17 protein-coding genes are annotated in these 15758 nt (G+C 36.1%); 11 read left to right on the top strand and 6 right to left on the bottom strand.

Annotated elements, in window-relative coordinates:
* The first annotated feature begins 3 nt into the window (after positions 1-3).
* From QDN89_RS05745 to lpdA, 3 genes are all read left to right on the top strand, one after another.
* Positions 4-981 carry an alpha-ketoacid dehydrogenase subunit beta gene (locus QDN89_RS05745; RefSeq protein WP_280769139.1) on the top strand — a complete coding sequence of 326 codons (978 nt, stop codon included), beginning with the start codon at positions 4-6 and terminating at the stop codon, positions 979-981.
* A 91-nt stretch (positions 982-1072) separates the two neighbouring features.
* Positions 1073-2377, top strand: a complete 1305-nt coding sequence (locus tag QDN89_RS05740; protein ID WP_280769138.1) for a dihydrolipoamide acetyltransferase family protein — start codon at positions 1073-1075, stop codon at positions 2375-2377.
* A gap of 3 nt (positions 2378-2380) precedes the next feature.
* Positions 2381-3790 (top strand): dihydrolipoyl dehydrogenase, encoded by a 1410-nt coding sequence (gene lpdA, locus QDN89_RS05735; protein ID WP_280769137.1) that lies wholly within the window; start codon positions 2381-2383, stop codon positions 3788-3790.
* Between the two features lie 850 nt (positions 3791-4640).
* Here the strand turns inward: lpdA and QDN89_RS05730 are convergent.
* Entirely contained in the window at positions 4641-5045 is a 405-nt protein-coding gene (locus QDN89_RS05730; RefSeq protein WP_280769136.1) for a hypothetical protein, read from the bottom strand.
* A gap of 395 nt (positions 5046-5440) precedes the next feature.
* Positions 5441-6943: a glycine betaine uptake BCCT transporter gene (locus QDN89_RS05725; protein ID WP_280769135.1), complete on the bottom strand. Its 1503-nt coding sequence runs from the start codon at positions 6941-6943 to the stop codon at positions 5441-5443.
* 422 nt (positions 6944-7365) lie between these two features.
* On the opposite strand from QDN89_RS05725, the gene QDN89_RS05720 reads away from it, so the two are divergent.
* From QDN89_RS05720 to QDN89_RS05710, 3 genes are all read left to right on the top strand, one after another.
* Entirely contained in the window at positions 7366-8271 is a 906-nt protein-coding gene (locus QDN89_RS05720; protein ID WP_280769134.1) for a polysaccharide deacetylase family protein, read from the top strand.
* Positions 8272-8595: 324 nt separating this feature from the next.
* On the top strand, positions 8596-9030 hold the full coding sequence (locus QDN89_RS05715) for a hypothetical protein (protein WP_280769133.1): 435 nt from the start codon (positions 8596-8598) through the stop codon (positions 9028-9030).
* A 75-nt stretch (positions 9031-9105) separates the two neighbouring features.
* Positions 9106-9402 carry a DUF3055 domain-containing protein gene (locus tag QDN89_RS05710; protein ID WP_280769132.1) on the top strand — a complete coding sequence of 99 codons (297 nt, stop codon included), beginning with the start codon at positions 9106-9108 and terminating at the stop codon, positions 9400-9402.
* A 188-nt stretch (positions 9403-9590) separates the two neighbouring features.
* Here QDN89_RS05710 and QDN89_RS05705 read toward each other — a convergent pair whose 3' ends face one another.
* The gene (locus QDN89_RS05705; protein ID WP_280769371.1) at positions 9591-11057 is read right to left on the bottom strand and encodes an aminotransferase class I/II-fold pyridoxal phosphate-dependent enzyme; all 1467 of its coding nucleotides are present in this window, start codon (positions 11055-11057) and stop codon (positions 9591-9593) included.
* 148 nt (positions 11058-11205) lie between these two features.
* On the opposite strand from QDN89_RS05705, the gene QDN89_RS05700 reads away from it, so the two are divergent.
* Positions 11206-11481: a UPF0223 family protein gene (locus QDN89_RS05700; protein WP_280769131.1), complete on the top strand. Its 276-nt coding sequence runs from the start codon at positions 11206-11208 to the stop codon at positions 11479-11481.
* Positions 11482-11547: 66 nt separating this feature from the next.
* Here the strand turns inward: QDN89_RS05700 and QDN89_RS05695 are convergent, their stop codons facing one another.
* Positions 11548-12192: a YktB family protein gene (locus QDN89_RS05695; RefSeq protein ID WP_280769130.1), complete on the bottom strand. Its 645-nt coding sequence runs from the start codon at positions 12190-12192 to the stop codon at positions 11548-11550.
* Between the two features lie 252 nt (positions 12193-12444).
* Between QDN89_RS05695 and QDN89_RS05690 the strand changes: the two genes are divergently transcribed.
* Both QDN89_RS05690 and QDN89_RS05685 read left to right on the top strand, forming a co-directional pair.
* A complete protein-coding gene (locus QDN89_RS05690; RefSeq protein ID WP_280769129.1) occupies positions 12445-12633 on the top strand; it encodes a hypothetical protein in 189 nt (62 codons plus the stop codon).
* A 382-nt stretch (positions 12634-13015) separates the two neighbouring features.
* Positions 13016-13810 (top strand): inositol monophosphatase family protein, encoded by a 795-nt coding sequence (locus QDN89_RS05685; protein ID WP_280769128.1) that lies wholly within the window; start codon positions 13016-13018, stop codon positions 13808-13810.
* Between the two features lie 91 nt (positions 13811-13901).
* Here QDN89_RS05685 and QDN89_RS05680 read toward each other — a convergent pair whose 3' ends face one another.
* The gene (locus QDN89_RS05680; protein WP_280769127.1) at positions 13902-14081 is read right to left on the bottom strand and encodes a DUF5325 family protein; all 180 of its coding nucleotides are present in this window, start codon (positions 14079-14081) and stop codon (positions 13902-13904) included.
* Between the two features lie 166 nt (positions 14082-14247).
* On the opposite strand from QDN89_RS05680, the gene QDN89_RS05675 reads away from it, so the two are divergent.
* On the top strand, positions 14248-14619 hold the full coding sequence (locus QDN89_RS05675; protein WP_280769126.1) for a YlaH-like family protein: 372 nt from the start codon (positions 14248-14250) through the stop codon (positions 14617-14619).
* 94 nt (positions 14620-14713) lie between these two features.
* Here the strand turns inward: QDN89_RS05675 and QDN89_RS05670 are convergent, their stop codons facing one another.
* Positions 14714-14917, bottom strand: coding sequence for a YlaI family protein (locus QDN89_RS05670; RefSeq protein WP_280769125.1), 204 nt, complete (start codon positions 14915-14917; stop codon positions 14714-14716).
* 350 nt (positions 14918-15267) lie between these two features.
* Between QDN89_RS05670 and QDN89_RS05665 the strand changes: the two genes are divergently transcribed.
* Positions 15268-15720 (top strand): pyridoxamine 5'-phosphate oxidase family protein, encoded by a 453-nt coding sequence (locus QDN89_RS05665; RefSeq protein WP_280769124.1) that lies wholly within the window; start codon positions 15268-15270, stop codon positions 15718-15720.
* Positions 15721-15758: the final 38 nt, after the last annotated feature.

Below are 15758 nucleotides of genomic sequence, written 5' to 3'. Positions count from 1 at the left end.
GCTATGGCGCAAATGACAATGATTCAAGCAATAACAGATGCAATGCGAAACGAACTAAAAAATGATGAAAAAGTTCTTGTATTCGGGGAAGATGTTGGCCAAAATGGCGGTGTGTTCCGTGCGACAGAGGGATTACAAAAAGAATTTGGTGAAGATCGAGTATTTGATACGCCATTAGCTGAATCTGGAATTGGAGGTTTAGCTTCCGGATTAAGTGTGACTGGATTTCGCTCTGTAATGGAAATTCAATTCTTTGGTTTCGTTTTTGAAACATTTGATGCGATTGCTGCACAGATGGCTCGTATTCGTTATCGCTCAGGTGGTGTTTACAACGCTCCTGTAACGATTCGTTCTCCTTTTGGTGGAGGGGTTAAAACGCCTGAATTACATGCAGATAGTTTAGAAGGATTAATGGCACAATCACCAGGATTGAAAGTTGTTATCCCATCTTCACCTTATGATGCAAAAGGACTTTTAATTTCTGCTATTCGTGATAATGACCCAGTTGTATTTTTAGAACACATGAAATTGTATCGATCTTTCCGTGAAGAAGTACCGGAAGAAGAGTACACATTGCCGTTAGGTAAAGCAGAAGTGAAGCGCGAAGGTTCGGATATTACAATTGTTACTTATGGTGCGATGGTTCATGCTTCTTTAAAAGCAGCAGAGGCATTGGAGAAAGATGGCATTTCTGCTGAAGTTATTGATTTACGTACTGTAAGTCCTATAGACATTGAAACAATTATTCAGTCGGTAGAAAAAACGAATCGTGCGATCGTAGTTCAAGAAGCTCAAAAGCAAGCAGGGATTGCTGCTAGCGTTGTTGCCGAAATTAATGAGCGTGCGATTCTTAGCTTAGAAGCACCAGTACTTCGAGTAACAGCACCTGATACGGTTTTCCCATTTGCATCTGCTGAAGATGTATGGCTTCCAAATCACAAAGATGTTGTTGCGAAGGCAAAACAAGTAATTGAATTTTAATCATAGACAAATGAGAGATCAAGGAGAATGACATTATCATTACTCCTTGATCCTCTTTTAAACAAGATATATAGAATTGGAGGCATTTAACATGGCATATGAGTTTAAACTTCCTGATATAGGTGAAGGAATTCACGAAGGTGAAATCGTTAAGTGGGAAGTGAAAGAAGGCGACGAAGTAAAAGAAGATGACGTTTTATGTGAAGTTCAAAACGACAAAGCAGTAGTAGAAATTCCTTCTCCTGTTGATGGTAAAGTCGAAAAACTACACGTTGAAGAAGGCGTCGTAACAGAAGTTGGAACAGTAATCATTTCGTTTGAGACGGATGCTGAACAACCTGCTGAAGCTCACGGAAGCGATGAAGAGGAAGAAGAAACAGAAGAAAAAGCAGAAGAATCTTCGACAAAAGAGGAATCTAAATCAGGCGAGCCTGCAGCTGAAGAAGAAGTGGATGAAAGCAGTCGTGTCATAGCAATGCCGTCTGTAAGAAAATATTCACGAGAAAAAGATGTAAACATTCGCAAAGTAAAAGGCACAGGCAAAAACGGTCGAGTATTAAAAGAAGACGTGGATGCTTACCTTTCAGGTGATAGTCAAGCGGGAGATTCTACTCAAACGGATGCTGATTCACCAGAAGAAGCAGCACCAAAACAAGAGAAAAAATCTGTTGCTGCTTATAAACCTGCAAATGAAGAATTAGAAACACGTGAAAAAATGTCAGGTATCCGTAAAGCAATCTCTAAAGCAATGGTTAACTCTAAACATACAGCTCCTCACGTGACGTTAATGGATGAAATTGAAGTGACTGACCTTGTTGCTCACAGAAAACAATTTAAGCCAGTTGCAGAAGAAAAAGGTGTGAAACTTACTTTCTTACCTTACGTTGTTAAAGCTTTAACATCTGCTATTCGTGAATATCCAATTTTAAATACTTCTCTTGATGATTCAACAGAAGAGATTGTTCATAAACACTACTATAACATCGGAATTGCAGCTGATACGGAAAAAGGATTGATGGTTCCTGTTGTTAAAGATACAGACCGTAAATCAATTTTCAGTATTTCTGACGAAATTAATCAGTTGGCAACAAAAGCACGTGAAGGTTCTCTTTCGTCGGACGAGATGAAAGGTGCTTCCACAACAATTACAAATATTGGTTCAGCAGGAGGACAATGGTTTACACCAGTTATAAACCATCCAGAAGTTGCGATTTTAGGTCTTGGTCGTATTGCAGAAAAAGCAGTTGTAAAAGATGGAGAAGTGGTTGTAGCTCCAGTATTAGCCTTGTCATTAAGCTTTGATCATCGTATCATTGATGGTGCAACGGCTCAGCATGCGCTAAATCATATTAAACGTCTATTGAACGATCCGCAATTACTCGTAATGGAGGGATAAATAATGGTAGTAGGAGATTTTCCAGAAGAAGTAGGTACGTTAGTTATTGGTTCAGGTCCAGGAGGGTATGTTGCTGCAATTAGAGCAGCACAACTAGGACAAAAAGTAACAATTGTTGAAAAAGAAAATATGGGAGGCGTTTGTTTAAACGTAGGGTGTATCCCATCAAAAGCGTTAATTGAAGCAGGTCATCGTTATCATAATGCTGGAAATTCCGAAGATATTGGTATTTCTGTCGGAGAAGTTAAACTTGATTTTTCTAAAGTTCAAGAATGGAAAGCATCGGTTGTAGATAAGTTAACGGGTGGTGTGGAAGGACTTCTCAAAGGTAACGAAGTAAATATCGTTAAAGGAGAAGCGTATTTCGTTGATGATTCTACTGTAAAAATCATGGATGAAAAAACGTCACAAACGTATAAATTTGATAACTGTATCGTAGCAACTGGATCTTCCCCAATTGAATTGCCTAAATTCAAATGGAGTGACAAAGTAATGTCATCTACAGGGGCACTTTCTCTTAAAGAAGTACCCGAAAAAATGGTTGTGATCGGTGGAGGTTACATCGGTGTTGAATTAGGTTCGGCTTATGCGAATTTAGGTTCAGAAGTTACGATACTAGAAGGTACGAAAACGATCCTTCCTGGATTTGAAAAACAAATGAGTCAGCTTGTTTCTAAACGCTTGAAAAAAGCGGGTGTAACGATTAAAACAGAAGCTTTTGCACAAGAAATGGAAGAAACAAAAAATGGTGTGAAAGTTAAAGCCGAAGTAAAAGGAAAAGAAGAAGAATTTGAAGGAAATGTTCTTCTCGTCACTGTTGGACGTCGACCAAACACAGATGAGTTAGGTTTAGAACAAGCTGGTATTGAGCTTGATGATAAAGGGCTTGTTAAGATTGATAAACAGTGTCGTACATCAGCAGGTAATATTTATGCTATTGGAGACATCGTAGCAGGTCCTGCCCTTGCTCATAAAGCTTCTTATGAAGCCAAAGTAGCAGCGGAAGCTATTTCAGGAGAAGCATCAGAAATTGACTACACAGCAATTCCTGAAGTAGTATTTTCAGGTCCTGAACTAGCAAGTGTTGGTCTTAACGAGAAGCAAGCGAAAGAGGAAGGTTTGGATTATGTTGCATCCAAGTTCCCATTCCAAGCTAATGGACGTGCATTGTCATTAAATGAGTCTGAAGGATTCTTGAAAATGATTACACGCAAAGAAGATGGACTAGTCTTAGGTGTTCAAATCGCAGGACATAATGCTTCTGATATGATTTCTGAAGCTTGTGTAGCGATTGAAGCTGGTATGACTGCAGAAGATCTTGCTTTAACAATCCATGCTCACCCATCATTAGGTGAAATTACAATGGAAACAGCTGAACTTGCGCTAGGCATGCCAATACATGTTGTAAAATAATGGACTAAACTCGTAACAGCACGCTGTTACGAGTTTTTTATGTAATTTTGGAAAAATATAGATTTTTGAGTTGTAGATAAGATTGGTTATGATGATCGTAGGAGAGGTGTCATAAGTGGGTAAAAATGGTGGTGTGATTAAGAAAATCATATAGGATCATGTTGCTGGCTTTTGGGAGATGCACGTTGATGATAGGAAGTAAGCGAGTTGCAAAGTGCCTTTTAGTTGCATGTAGCCGCGTTTTCGGGAAGTAAAGGGTAGTTATAGTGACCGAAGCGAGAGAGGATCGACGGTGAAAGGCAGTGAGCGAGTTGTATAGGCCTTTTAGTTGCATGTAGCCTCGTTTTCGGGAAGTAAAGGGTAGTTATAGTGACCGAAGCGAGAGAGGATCGACGATGAAAGGAAGTAAGCGAGATAGATAGCGACTTTCAGCAGCTCCCAGTCGCGTTATCGGGAAGTAAAAGGTGCGTATAGTGACCGAAGCGAGAGAGCGTCGACGGTGAAAGGCAGTGAGCGAGATAGATAGTGACTTTCAGTTACTTATGGCAGGGAGTATAGTATATTAGATTGAGGTTGAATAAACGAAAAAAACAAGTATTTCAGTGTAAAAAAGAGGGTTGAAGCTTTGCATATAGAAAATAGGTTACAAACAGCAACTTCGACTCTAAATTATAAAAGACTGTTGAGAAAAATCTCAACAGTCTTTTTAAGTTAGAATAGTATATAAAGTACAAAAAAGGGTTTCTTTTTATAATGAAGAAAGTCTAACTCTGTCAATAAACTAAAGGAAAAAATACGAAGGCTTTCGTCAGGACTTGGCAATAAGCAAGGTTTTCTTAATAAACCTTAGCTATGAAGCAGCGTCAAACTTCTCCTCTAAAGCAATTTCTAACTTACTAGAAATAAAAGAAAGATCTTGAACTCCTTCAATACGGAGTTTGACATCTAAGTCTTCTACCAAAAGTAATGTTGGAAAATCCTCTACTTCATAATAATCTATAAGTTCTGTTTCTGATGCGGATACAATATTTACATTGGAAAGCTTATTTGGATGGGTTTGCTGCGCTTCAATTAAAGCATCGTAATAATTATGTTCTTGTCTATGATTATGCTCGTCCGAAAACAGAATTGTAACGATGGATTTTTCGCTCTCACTTTCCTCTAAAAATGGATAACTACCTATGATTGCTTGTGAGTCACAACTTGTTAAATAGAGGCATGAAGACATAAATATAAGAATACATATACGATTCATTCATGCTCACTCCCTTCTATGACCAAAATCTTCTCTAATTCATATCAATAATCTTATCGTACCATCACTTCATGATTAAAAGAGACTCGTAATCAAACTGTTACCTAATTGATAACTACTGTGAAAGATGGAAAGGTTTATGTAATAATACAAAGTTGAAAAAAATGATAACTTTCGAGGGATAATGATTTAACCTCTCTATTACTATTAGACGAAGGGAAAGACAGAAAAGTTTCACAATTTAACAAATTTATGAAAATATTATCAGAGGTTATCAAAAAAGTTAGATAAGCAAACAGGAACTAGTCTGTAATAAGAGTGGTAATAATAATTGGTTAATTAAAAGGCAAATAAAAACTCCTCCATATAAAATTTATGGAGGAGTTTTTGTTATATTATTTTCTTGGCGGTATTTTTTCTTTTTTAAGAGATATCATTAGACTAATAATCATGAAAATCATAATGATCACAAATGGAAATGCAGCGATGATCGCTGCTGTTTGCAGTGCTTCTAATCCACCTGACCAGAGAAGAACTGCCGCTGTAGCGGATTGTATGATCCCCCAGATAAACTTAACGTTATTTGGAGGGTTAAGACTGCCATTTGTCGTTTGCATTCCTAAAACGAATGTAGCGGAGTCTGCTGATGTGATGAAGAATGATGCAATCAAAAGAATCGCAATGATCGACATGATCCAACCGAAATTAAATTGCTGTAAAACAAAGAATAAGGCTGTTTCCATCCCTTCTGAATCCATGACGCCAATAACATCGACATTCTGAATATATTGTAAATTAATTGCGGTACCACCGAATACGGAAAACCATAAAGCTCCAAATATTGTTGGTACGGCAATGACACCGATGATAAATTCGCGGATTGTTCGTCCCCTTGAAACACGCGCAATAAATGTACCTACAAATGGCGCCCATGCAAGCCACCAAGCCCAATAAAAGATTGTCCAATCTTCAACCCAATTTGACTCTAAATTGAAAGTATCAAGCTGAAAACTCATAGATACTAAGTTTTGAGCGTAACTTCCAAACGTTTGTGTAAATGAGTTCATAATAAAGTTTGTTGGACCGGAAAATAGTAAAAATAACATTAAAATAACTGCTAGGTATATATTCACTTTACTTAAAATTCGAATCCCAACGTTTAGTCCTGTTTGAGAAGAAATCATATACAAAACGGTAACGACTAAAATGATAATGATTTGTAGCGTTGGTGTATTTGCTACACCGAAAACGTCAGATAAGCCGCCTCCGATTTGCGCAGTACCAAAACCAAGGGAAGTCGCTACACCAAAAATGGTTGCGAACACAACGATGACGTTGATTGCTGTTCCGACTCCACCGTTTACTCTATCACCAAGTAATGGTTCAAATGCGGCGCTAACGACACCAGGAGAACCTTTTCTAAATTTAAAATAAGCTAACGTCAGAGCTACAACAGAATAAATAGCCCATGGATGAAGTCCCCAGTGAAAGAAGGAATATCTTAAGGCAGCTCCAGCAGCCTCTATAGACCCACCTTCAACATTTGCTGCAGGAGAAGGATCGAAAAAATGATACATTGGTTCAGCAACACCCCAGAAAACTAAACCAATTCCCATTCCAGCTGTAAATAAGAAAGAAAACCACGTTAAGTAGTTATATTCAGGCTCTTCGTCATCTTCCCCTAATTTAATACGTCCTAATGGACTAAAAATAAGGTATATCGCGAATGACAAAAATCCAGTTGCAGCTAACAGATAGAACCAACCAAACTGATCTGTAATAAGGCCTTGAATGGATCCAGTGACAGATTCTAAATTATTGGGAGCGATCACTCCCCAAATAATAAAAGCTAATGCAATGACTAATGAAATCATAAAAACAGGCGTGAGTTTTTTCACATGATCATCCACCTTTCGAATGGAAATAAATTATAATTTTTATAATTAGGCGTTGGGTATTCTCATCCCAGATTAAGTAGTAGAAAATAAAATGCGTTAAAAATTACAAAATTAGATGGTTAACTACTCGTCAGTAATACGCCGAACAAAAATGAGCAACATTGTTTATTTTACCTAAAAATATCATAAGGTCAAGTATTCTATAGGAGAACATGTATATAATCCCCGAAAAATGTCGTAAATACACGATATTTGTTAAGAAAGATAGGTAACTATCATACTAAATATGGAGACCAATAAAAAATATAAGGTCTTTAGTCTGATTTTTAATCAACAAGTGGGCTAGAAGAATGATATAAATTTTTCCTCATATATGGTAAAGTTTGAAGGTGAATAAATTGATCAGTGAAAGAGGGATAGGCATGAGAATAGCAAAATACTTCAGTGTACCTTTAGCGTTAACCATTTTTTTAAGTGGGTGTGGTAACGACGAGGATAACACTATTGAAAATGGAAATGAACCAGAGATGAACGAAGAATTAACAGATGAGAATGAAGAGAACAATTTAAACTCTAATGAAAATCTAAATGAGGACATAAACGAGACTAATGATAACAATCAAGAAAATCAAAACAACGAATCTATTAATGAGAATAATGAAAATAGCAACATGGAAAATGAGGAGACAGCATTAGAAGATCAAGAACCTCTTTATGAGATCGATAGCAATATTGCAATTAGACCAATTGATGATGCAGATGAAGAGATTGTTCTTCTGACGATTGATGATGCACCTGATAATTATGGCCCAGAAATGGCGCAAATTTTAAAAGACTTAGATGCGGGTGCTATCTTTTTTGTTAATGGTCACTTTATTCAGTCAGAAGAAGGACAAGAGCAGTTGAAAGAAATTCATGAGCTAGGTTTTGAAATTGGGAATCATACGATGACACATCCAAATCTTTCAAACATAAGTGAAGAAGAGCAATATGAAGAAATTGTTCATTTAAACGATCTTATAGAAGAAATTATAGGAGAGAGGCCACGATTTTTTCGAGCCCCGTTTGGTGTCAATACAGACTATTCGAAGGAGCTTATGGAAGATGAAGGCATGCAATGGATGAACTGGAGTTATGGATATGATTGGGAAGCCGGTTATATGGAAAAAGAAGCATTAGAAGAAATCATGGTTGAGGCGCCAGCTTTAGGAAATGGTGCGAATCTTTTAATGCATGATAGAGAATTTACAAAAGATGCACTTGAGGGAATTGTTGAAGGACTGCGGGAAAAAGGCTATGAAATCGTCGATCCTAATTTGATTAAGTAATTTTGTATGTTATAAAGTAATAACAAAAGGTCTTAACCAGTTATTGTAGAAGTAATGCTATATGTCGATCCTTGAGTAAACGCAGAAGTTATTTTTTCTGCGTTTATTTGGTGTATTGCGGCATCTAATAAAGGCAATCATCCTCATTTGATTAGATAGAAAGCAGATTTTGGATATTTTATGAACGAGAGCATTGTCATTTTAACAGATTGATGAAAATTTAATGGATTAGACAAAACACGACATTTTTTTCTTAAAATATATGATAGAATGACTCAAATAAGTAAAAAAGGGCAGAGACATCTTAGATATGGTGGTGTAGAAATGAAAAAATCTGATTTTCTTGATGAGCTTAGATTAGAGGTAGGATTGGCTTACGATTATGCCGAAAATAGGGATGACTTTATCGTTCGAGTGCTAAAAACTATACATGCAATCAGTAAAAAGAAAGTATCGTTAACAATACACTCTTATCTTCATGGGAAATATACTTTGAAGTACGCTTTAGGTATCAGAGGGTTAACCAAAGAACAAGAACAGTTTGGATTAGGATTTCTTTTTGCTAATCGCTTACGCTCCATTAGTTATGTAAGGAAAGAGCAAAATCAAGTGTTATTCTTACCTGTATATGAAAATAAATCGCTTGTTTATATCATTAGTTTACGTCTTATAGATAGTGATTATCAGTTTACGAAACAAGACATGATTTTTGCAGAAGAGCTTGTTCATTTTATTGAGACAAAAAGATCAGCATTCTAGCAAGCTCTAATTAGAGCTTGCTAAATTGACAGAATTTTTGTATAATTAACTAATGATCGAAAGGAGGTTATGCTGATGGAGCTGTATGAGAGACTTTATGATGAGACAGAACGTGTGAATGTGCAGTTTATTGGAATAACAACGGAACATTCAAGGTATGATTTCGGGATCGTTTACACGAACTTGTTTTTTGGGAAGCCGCTTATTACATGTATGCAGTCGGGAAGGTCTCTTTTATTGAGTAGAGAAGATTTGGATGACACAGATTATTTAAGGAAGTTATTCAATGTAAAAATTGACAAAGATGCAGATGCTTTGTCAGAGTTTTTTAAATCAGCATTACCAACAACGATGTTAGAGAACCAATATTAAAATGGATTTCACCTTAGATAAGACATAGAAGATCGACATATTGATTACAGGTACACAAAAAGTCGAAGAATGCTTGCCGTCATGCGAGAAACCTATAAAAAAGCGCTAACCCATGATTTTCTCTATGGAGTAGCGCTTTTTTATTTGTGATAGTGATTGTTGATGGAAGCTACTTTAAAAAAACAAAGTTAAATGATGGCTTTTCTTTCTCGAATAACTCGAATACGAGTTAGAGTATGATCTTCTGGACCTTGAACAGGAAGACCTGCTGCCATGTTTTTAAAAATATAATCTAAGTTTTCTTGCTCAATGATTTCACCAGGAATAAAGATAGGGATTCCTGGAGGATAAATCATAATAAACTCTGCGCTGATTCTTCCAGCTGATTGGTCAAGTTTAATCACTTCCGTCTCAGCATAGAAAGCTTCTCTAGGAGACATTGCTAAAATGGGAATGTTTGGAACTTGTACACGAATCGTTGATAACTGTTCCTCTCGTAAATAATAAAACACTTCAGATAAATCGGATAACCCTTTAATTAGCTTATCCATCGTCTCTCTCGAATCACCCATAGTTACTATGCAGAGAATATTGTATAAATCAGACAGTTCTACCTCAATATTTGCATGGTTTCTTAGCCATTTTTCTACTTCATAACCAGAAATATTCAGTTCTTTTATCGAGATAATTAATTTCGTTGGATCTAAATCAAATATAGCTTTCTCATCTAGTATTTCCTTACCGGGACATGTAATTCCTGGAATGCTGTTTATTTTCTTTCTCGTATCATCAGCAAGCTTTATGACGTCTTCGAGTTGATCATGACCTTCCATGGCTAAATGACGTCTGGCGGTATCAAGAGAAGCTAATAAGATGTATGATGTAGATGTAGTCGTTAACATACTAATGATGCTTTGGACCCTTAAATAAGAAACACGATCACCTTGTAAATTTAGGACAGAACTTTGTGTTAATGATCCACCGAGCTTATGCACGCTTGTAGCAGCCATATCAGCACCAGCTTGCATGGCTGAAGGGGGTAAATTTTCGTTAAAATGTATATGAACACCGTGTGCCTCATCAACGAGCACAGGTATATCATAGGAATGTGAGATGCGCACGATATCTTCCAAGTTAGCTGAAATACCGAAGTAAGTAGGATTGATAACGACTAGACCTTTTGCGTCTGGGTGTGTTCTCAACGCTCTCTCTACAGAATCTGTAGTGATTCCATGTGAAATACCTAATTCTTCATCTAACTCTGGATGGATAAAAATAGGTGTTGCACCTGCAAAAATAATCGCAGACATAATTGATTTATGAACGTTTCTCGGAACAAGAATCTTTTCACCAGGTCCACACACAGACATAATCATTGTCATGATCGCTCCACTAGTTCCTTGAACAGAAAAAAATGTGTGGTCAGCACCAAATGCTTCTGCCGCTAAATCTTGCGCTTCTTTAATCATTCCATGTGGATGATGTAAATCATCGAGAGGAGCAATATTGATTAAGTCAATGGATAAAGCGTTAGGGCCTATGAATTGTTTGAACTCAGGATCCATACCTTCTCCATGTTTATGTCCTGGGATATGAAATTGAACAGGGGATGATTGAGTATGTTTAAGCAGCCCGTTAAATAACGGGGTTCTCATTTGGCGTTCTTTATATGACAATACATTCACCTCAAATAATAAATTAACGATATTTGTTTCATGTTGATTTCACATAATAAACAAAATGTAGTATAACAGAAAGGGGCGACCAAAGAAAGAAATTATAGTGTAAGGGGGTTAACTAAAAATGAAAAATGATGTTACGATTCCAATGTCGATTGACTGGTCGAAAGATGAGATTATTGATGTTGTTCATTTTTATGAAGCAATTGATCAAACTTATGGAAAAGGGGTAGACCGAGATAAATTACTGTCAATCTATCAAAAATTTAAAAAAGTGGTACCTTCCAAATCAGAAGAAAAACAGCATTTTAAAGATTATCAAAGTCAAACAGATCAATCTCCTTATCATGTCGTTAAAAAAGCGAGAGAATCTGATACTGGAATAATTATTAAAATGTAACAAAAGAAGTAGCGCCTTTTTTATAGGTGCTACTTCTTTATTTTAATATTAAAAATACGTTTTCCGTTACACTTTTTGTTCATATATGTTCATGGAAGAACGATACATTGGCATTAACGTATCAAAAGCTTGTTCCACTTTTTTAACAAATATATCTCCATTTTTTACAGCTTCATCTTCTGGTTCTAAACGTATTCCACAAAGTAATTCTGCCTTTTTAATAGAAGATAATCGTTGAAACATTTCTTCTAACTTTTCTTTAGAAATATTATTATGTGGAATTGATTCTGGTTTAGTATGATCGACAGACCAATAAAAAGAAGGTGGTACTTGTTTTTGAATATCGTCGATTTGTTCCAAAAAGACTTGTCCTAAATCTTCTTTCACTGGTGATTCATAAATAACAGCAAACCATACGAAAACATGACTTCCCCAAAGACCGATTTGAAAATGGGGTAATTTTTTATATCCGCGTTTACTGTTTGCAAATGCCACCCAAGTATCATCCGGAGGGTTTACTTTGCGACGAGCGTGTTTTGCGACATGATAATACATCTCTTCCCCTGTTTTTTCTGATAAATAATTAGAGAAATGTTCTCCTAAAGATTCTAACTTAGGACGAACAGTTTTTTTTAAAACCTCCATTCGCTCATCTAATCCATCAACGTCAAATACATCAAAATCCTTTGAAGTGAAACCTGTAAAACTCATACGTGTACGCACTCCCTTCTGTTCTCTTTCCTATTTTATCAAACCATTTATATTAAAAAAAGAAATATGAATTTATTTTCTCAATTAGGTTTGAAAATATGAGAATTGTGGAATTATAAAATTACCAACACAAAATAGTTGCAAAATTCCGATAAATATCATAATGTAGTGTTAACATTAATTTAAACACAAAGAAGTTTGTTGGTCAGCTCAGGAAAATTTGTTTGAAACCAAAGAAGAGGGGTGCGATTAATGGAGAAAGTTATTCAAACACTGAAAAGAAGAGATGGAGAGAAGCGTATCCCAGTCTTAAAACTGGAGATTGACTACGAACTTCAAACCTTATTCGATGCAATTGAAGCCAATGAACAAGAACAAATTATGGACTGCAAAGCAAAACTAGATATATTAAGAAGCGAGTGGCTTCGATTAGAAGCATAAATTATTTTAGTGAACCTTTGCCATAGGGTTCACTTTTTTTGCTTTTAATAGTTTTTAAACGATTTTAAATATATATTTTCTTTAGGATGTAAAAAATAGTAGCTGTATTCGTATAGAATGATATTTCTCGAAGGTGTGAAAGGCGGCGACTTAGGGAAAAGCTACGACTGAAGATTTTTAAGGGATGGTTTCTCGAGACTGAGACCAAGTGGAAAGTGGTCCATTTAACTGATTCATGTTAGGACATTTTTTTTTAGAAACAATTTTCTAGAAAACAGCCAAAATATAATTACTAATTATTCAATTGGTCATATTTGCAGGCGAGTACGTATTTATGGTATATCTTAGATTACGTTTATCGCTGAACTGAGGAGATGACAAAATGCTAAATTCTCAAGAACTTAACTTCGAACAAATAAAAGGTCAGGCAGAAGAATGGACTCGTGAAGCTGGTCAATACATAAAAAAAATGATGGAAAGTTCCTTTTCCATTTCTACAAAGGCGCATCAACACGATTTAGTGACAGATGTGGATAAAAACGTCGAAAAGTTTTTTCTTGATAAAGTTGCTGAAACTTATCCAACGCACAGACTGATGGGAGAAGAGGGATCATTTGAATTAATTAATGATCTTGAAGGGATTGTGTGGATATTGGACCCAATTGATGGAACAGTAAATTTTGTTCATCAAGAAAGTAATTTTGCTATTTCCATCGGTATTTATCTTGAGGGAGAGCCGATTATTGGTATCGTTTTTGATGTGATGGGCGATGAATTATTTTCTTCAATAAAAGGACAGGGAGCAATGGTAAATGGGCAACGATTACCAAAGTTAGCAAGAAATTCTCTTAACGAAGCAATATTAAGTTTTAACGCAGGTTGGATGCTTAAAGATAGACGATTAGAAAAACTCGTGGAATCTTCACGAGGAGTCCGTTCCTACGGCGTAGCAGCATTGGAGATGGCGTATGTCGCTTGCGGTCGATTAGATGCTTATATAAGCTTTAATCTCGCTCCTTGGGACATTGCAGGAGGATTTGCATTGCTCCAAGAGGTTGGAGGGACGGCAACGAATTATAACGGAGACCCTTTAAACTTTCTAGAGAAAGATACATTAATAGCAGCTAACCCAGGTGTTTATGATGAGGTAATTGAGGTTATTCACGGTGAAAAGTAATGAGGATTAAAAAATAATAAAAAGAGATTCCAAGTTAGTGTCTTGGAATCTCTTTGATTTTTAAATAAAATGTCGTTAATCCTTACTCTAGTTAATTAACTTGTTGCTGCTGCTTTTTGCGATTAAATCCTGCAGCGACGGAACCAAGACTTAAGGTAAGAAACCCTAAGAACATGATTAGGCTTGTTTGTGCAAAGGAAATTCCAATACCGATCATACCGATCGTACCAAGAATAGCAAAAATGAAAAGTTGAATATCAAACGATCTCATATATCATAATCCTCCTTGCTGACTAGTGTTTAGGAACGTGTTAATGAAAATAACGTCATCCTTGAGTTCTATTTTAACATAAACCTTATCGTGTGCTATAATCAATGCGAGTATACGATTAAAAAGAAGAAACCATCTTATTTAAGAAACTTTAGGAGTGACAACTATGATTTTATCCGCTACCACTGGAACGCCTTCACCTAATATGGCCCCGATTGCTCAATGGCTAGGAGCGCAAGACCCTAGTAATTTTGTCGTTGCGTTTTGGATTATGTATATCATTATCAATGCTTTGAGTATTTTAGTATTTAATTTAGGGTTTGCTAGAAAACTTCCCATTTTAAAAAACGTCGTCATTTATGGGGTTATGTTTTTCGGAAATATGTTTATCACGTTATTGGCTTTAACATTACCAATTATAGAATCTTTGTTTATTGCTGCACTTGTTTTAGGCGTATATAAATTGCAGTTGCGACGTCACAAACAAGAACAAGCTTCAGAAGATAGTCCCTCTTTAAACGTAAACAATAACGACTAATATAACAAGTGAAAAAACCCGTCCTTATCGCGATAAGGACGGGTTTTTTAGACGCTAACGAAATGATTATGTTTATCTAATGTCGTTCGAAAAATTAAATATATTCATCTGTTTCTTCCTGTGGTTTATTTTCTGTAAATAATCCAGTTTTTTTTCTTTCCATTGTTCTTTCTTCAATTCGTTCATGACATGTTTGACACATATACGTGTGAATTGGCCTGTTTCGAAGTTTTTTTGCGAGAGGTAGATTGTTATCTATAGATTCTACAACGTCGCAGATGACACATTTTACTCTCATAGCGCACCTCTCTAATATGATAGTTAAATTAATCAATCATTACATAGCGGATTCAAATATTAACTTGCATTCATTTTATCGTTACATAACCGAATGCGATTAGAAGTTTTTCTCTTTTTGAAAAGGATTTATCCTTGTTCTAAAAATAGTATAACATGACAACTCAAATTATTTTAAGCTCTAGGGAAAGATTTCAATAATATACGGAAATATCAACCGTAAGAAACGATTTTATCTTAGCCAGGACGAAGTGGTAACTATTTCTATAAAAATTTGTTAGAATGGTTTTAAGATACACGAAATATAGGTATAGTAAGATTGTAAGGAAGTTAAAGGAGGCGAATGTAACCATGGCTAATCGAGTTGAATCAGAATTAACAGAAGAGCTCCTGCCACTATTAAGAGAAGAACGCTATGTATCGATTGCAACTGTCGACCATGAAACAGGTGGAACGAATGTGAATGCTATTTCTTGGGTCTTCGCAACTGATGAGTCTCATGTGAGATTTTCCGTTGATAACCGGTCGCGTATCGTGGAAAATTTAAAAAAGCAACCTCTTGTAACACTAACAGTTATTGGAGCAGGGTCCACTTATGCGATTGTTGGGGAAGCGAAAGTACTTGAAGAAAAAATCGAAGATGTACCTTTGAAATTAGCTTTAGTAGAGATTAATGTTACGGAAGTCCGAGATGTGATGTTTTATGGGGCAAGAATAACAACAGAACCTAAGTATGAAAAAACATATGACAAAGAAGCGGCAGAAAAATTAGATGCCCAAGTAATGAATGCAATGAAAAAATAACGATACGATGCCGCATGTACATTTCATGTTGGCATCGT

Origin of the sequence: Salipaludibacillus daqingensis, from assembly GCF_029891575.1 — a bacterium.
Lineage (GTDB): Bacteria > Bacillota > Bacilli > Bacillales > Salisediminibacteriaceae > Salipaludibacillus > Salipaludibacillus daqingensis.
This window is presented reverse-complemented; position numbering and strand designations above follow the sequence as displayed.

What these genes read in the sequence shown, in the direction of transcription:
- QDN89_RS05745 (WP_280769139.1), top strand. Translation starts at nt 4, where the DNA reads ATGGCGCAAATGACAATGATTCAAGCAATAACAGATGCAATGCGAAAC.
- QDN89_RS05740 (WP_280769138.1), top strand. Translation starts at nt 1,073, where the DNA reads ATGGCATATGAGTTTAAACTTCCTGATATAGGTGAAGGAATTCACGAA.
- lpdA (WP_280769137.1), top strand. Translation starts at nt 2,381, where the DNA reads ATGGTAGTAGGAGATTTTCCAGAAGAAGTAGGTACGTTAGTTATTGGT.
- QDN89_RS05730 (WP_280769136.1), bottom strand. Translation starts at nt 5,045, where the DNA reads ATGAATCGTATATGTATTCTTATATTTATGTCTTCATGCCTCTATTTA.
- QDN89_RS05720 (WP_280769134.1), top strand. Translation starts at nt 7,366, where the DNA reads ATGAGAATAGCAAAATACTTCAGTGTACCTTTAGCGTTAACCATTTTT.
- QDN89_RS05715 (WP_280769133.1), top strand. Translation starts at nt 8,596, where the DNA reads ATGAAAAAATCTGATTTTCTTGATGAGCTTAGATTAGAGGTAGGATTG.
- QDN89_RS05710 (WP_280769132.1), top strand. Translation starts at nt 9,106, where the DNA reads ATGGAGCTGTATGAGAGACTTTATGATGAGACAGAACGTGTGAATGTG.
- QDN89_RS05705 (WP_280769371.1), bottom strand. Translation starts at nt 11,057, where the DNA reads ATGAGAACCCCGTTATTTAACGGGCTGCTTAAACATACTCAATCATCC.
- QDN89_RS05700 (WP_280769131.1), top strand. Translation starts at nt 11,206, where the DNA reads ATGAAAAATGATGTTACGATTCCAATGTCGATTGACTGGTCGAAAGAT.
- QDN89_RS05695 (WP_280769130.1), bottom strand. Translation starts at nt 12,192, where the DNA reads ATGAGTTTTACAGGTTTCACTTCAAAGGATTTTGATGTATTTGACGTT.
- QDN89_RS05690 (WP_280769129.1), top strand. Translation starts at nt 12,445, where the DNA reads ATGGAGAAAGTTATTCAAACACTGAAAAGAAGAGATGGAGAGAAGCGT.
- QDN89_RS05685 (WP_280769128.1), top strand. Translation starts at nt 13,016, where the DNA reads ATGCTAAATTCTCAAGAACTTAACTTCGAACAAATAAAAGGTCAGGCA.
- QDN89_RS05680 (WP_280769127.1), bottom strand. Translation starts at nt 14,081, where the DNA reads ATGAGATCGTTTGATATTCAACTTTTCATTTTTGCTATTCTTGGTACG.
- QDN89_RS05675 (WP_280769126.1), top strand. Translation starts at nt 14,248, where the DNA reads ATGATTTTATCCGCTACCACTGGAACGCCTTCACCTAATATGGCCCCG.
- QDN89_RS05670 (WP_280769125.1), bottom strand. Translation starts at nt 14,917, where the DNA reads ATGAGAGTAAAATGTGTCATCTGCGACGTTGTAGAATCTATAGATAAC.
- QDN89_RS05665 (WP_280769124.1), top strand. Translation starts at nt 15,268, where the DNA reads ATGGCTAATCGAGTTGAATCAGAATTAACAGAAGAGCTCCTGCCACTA.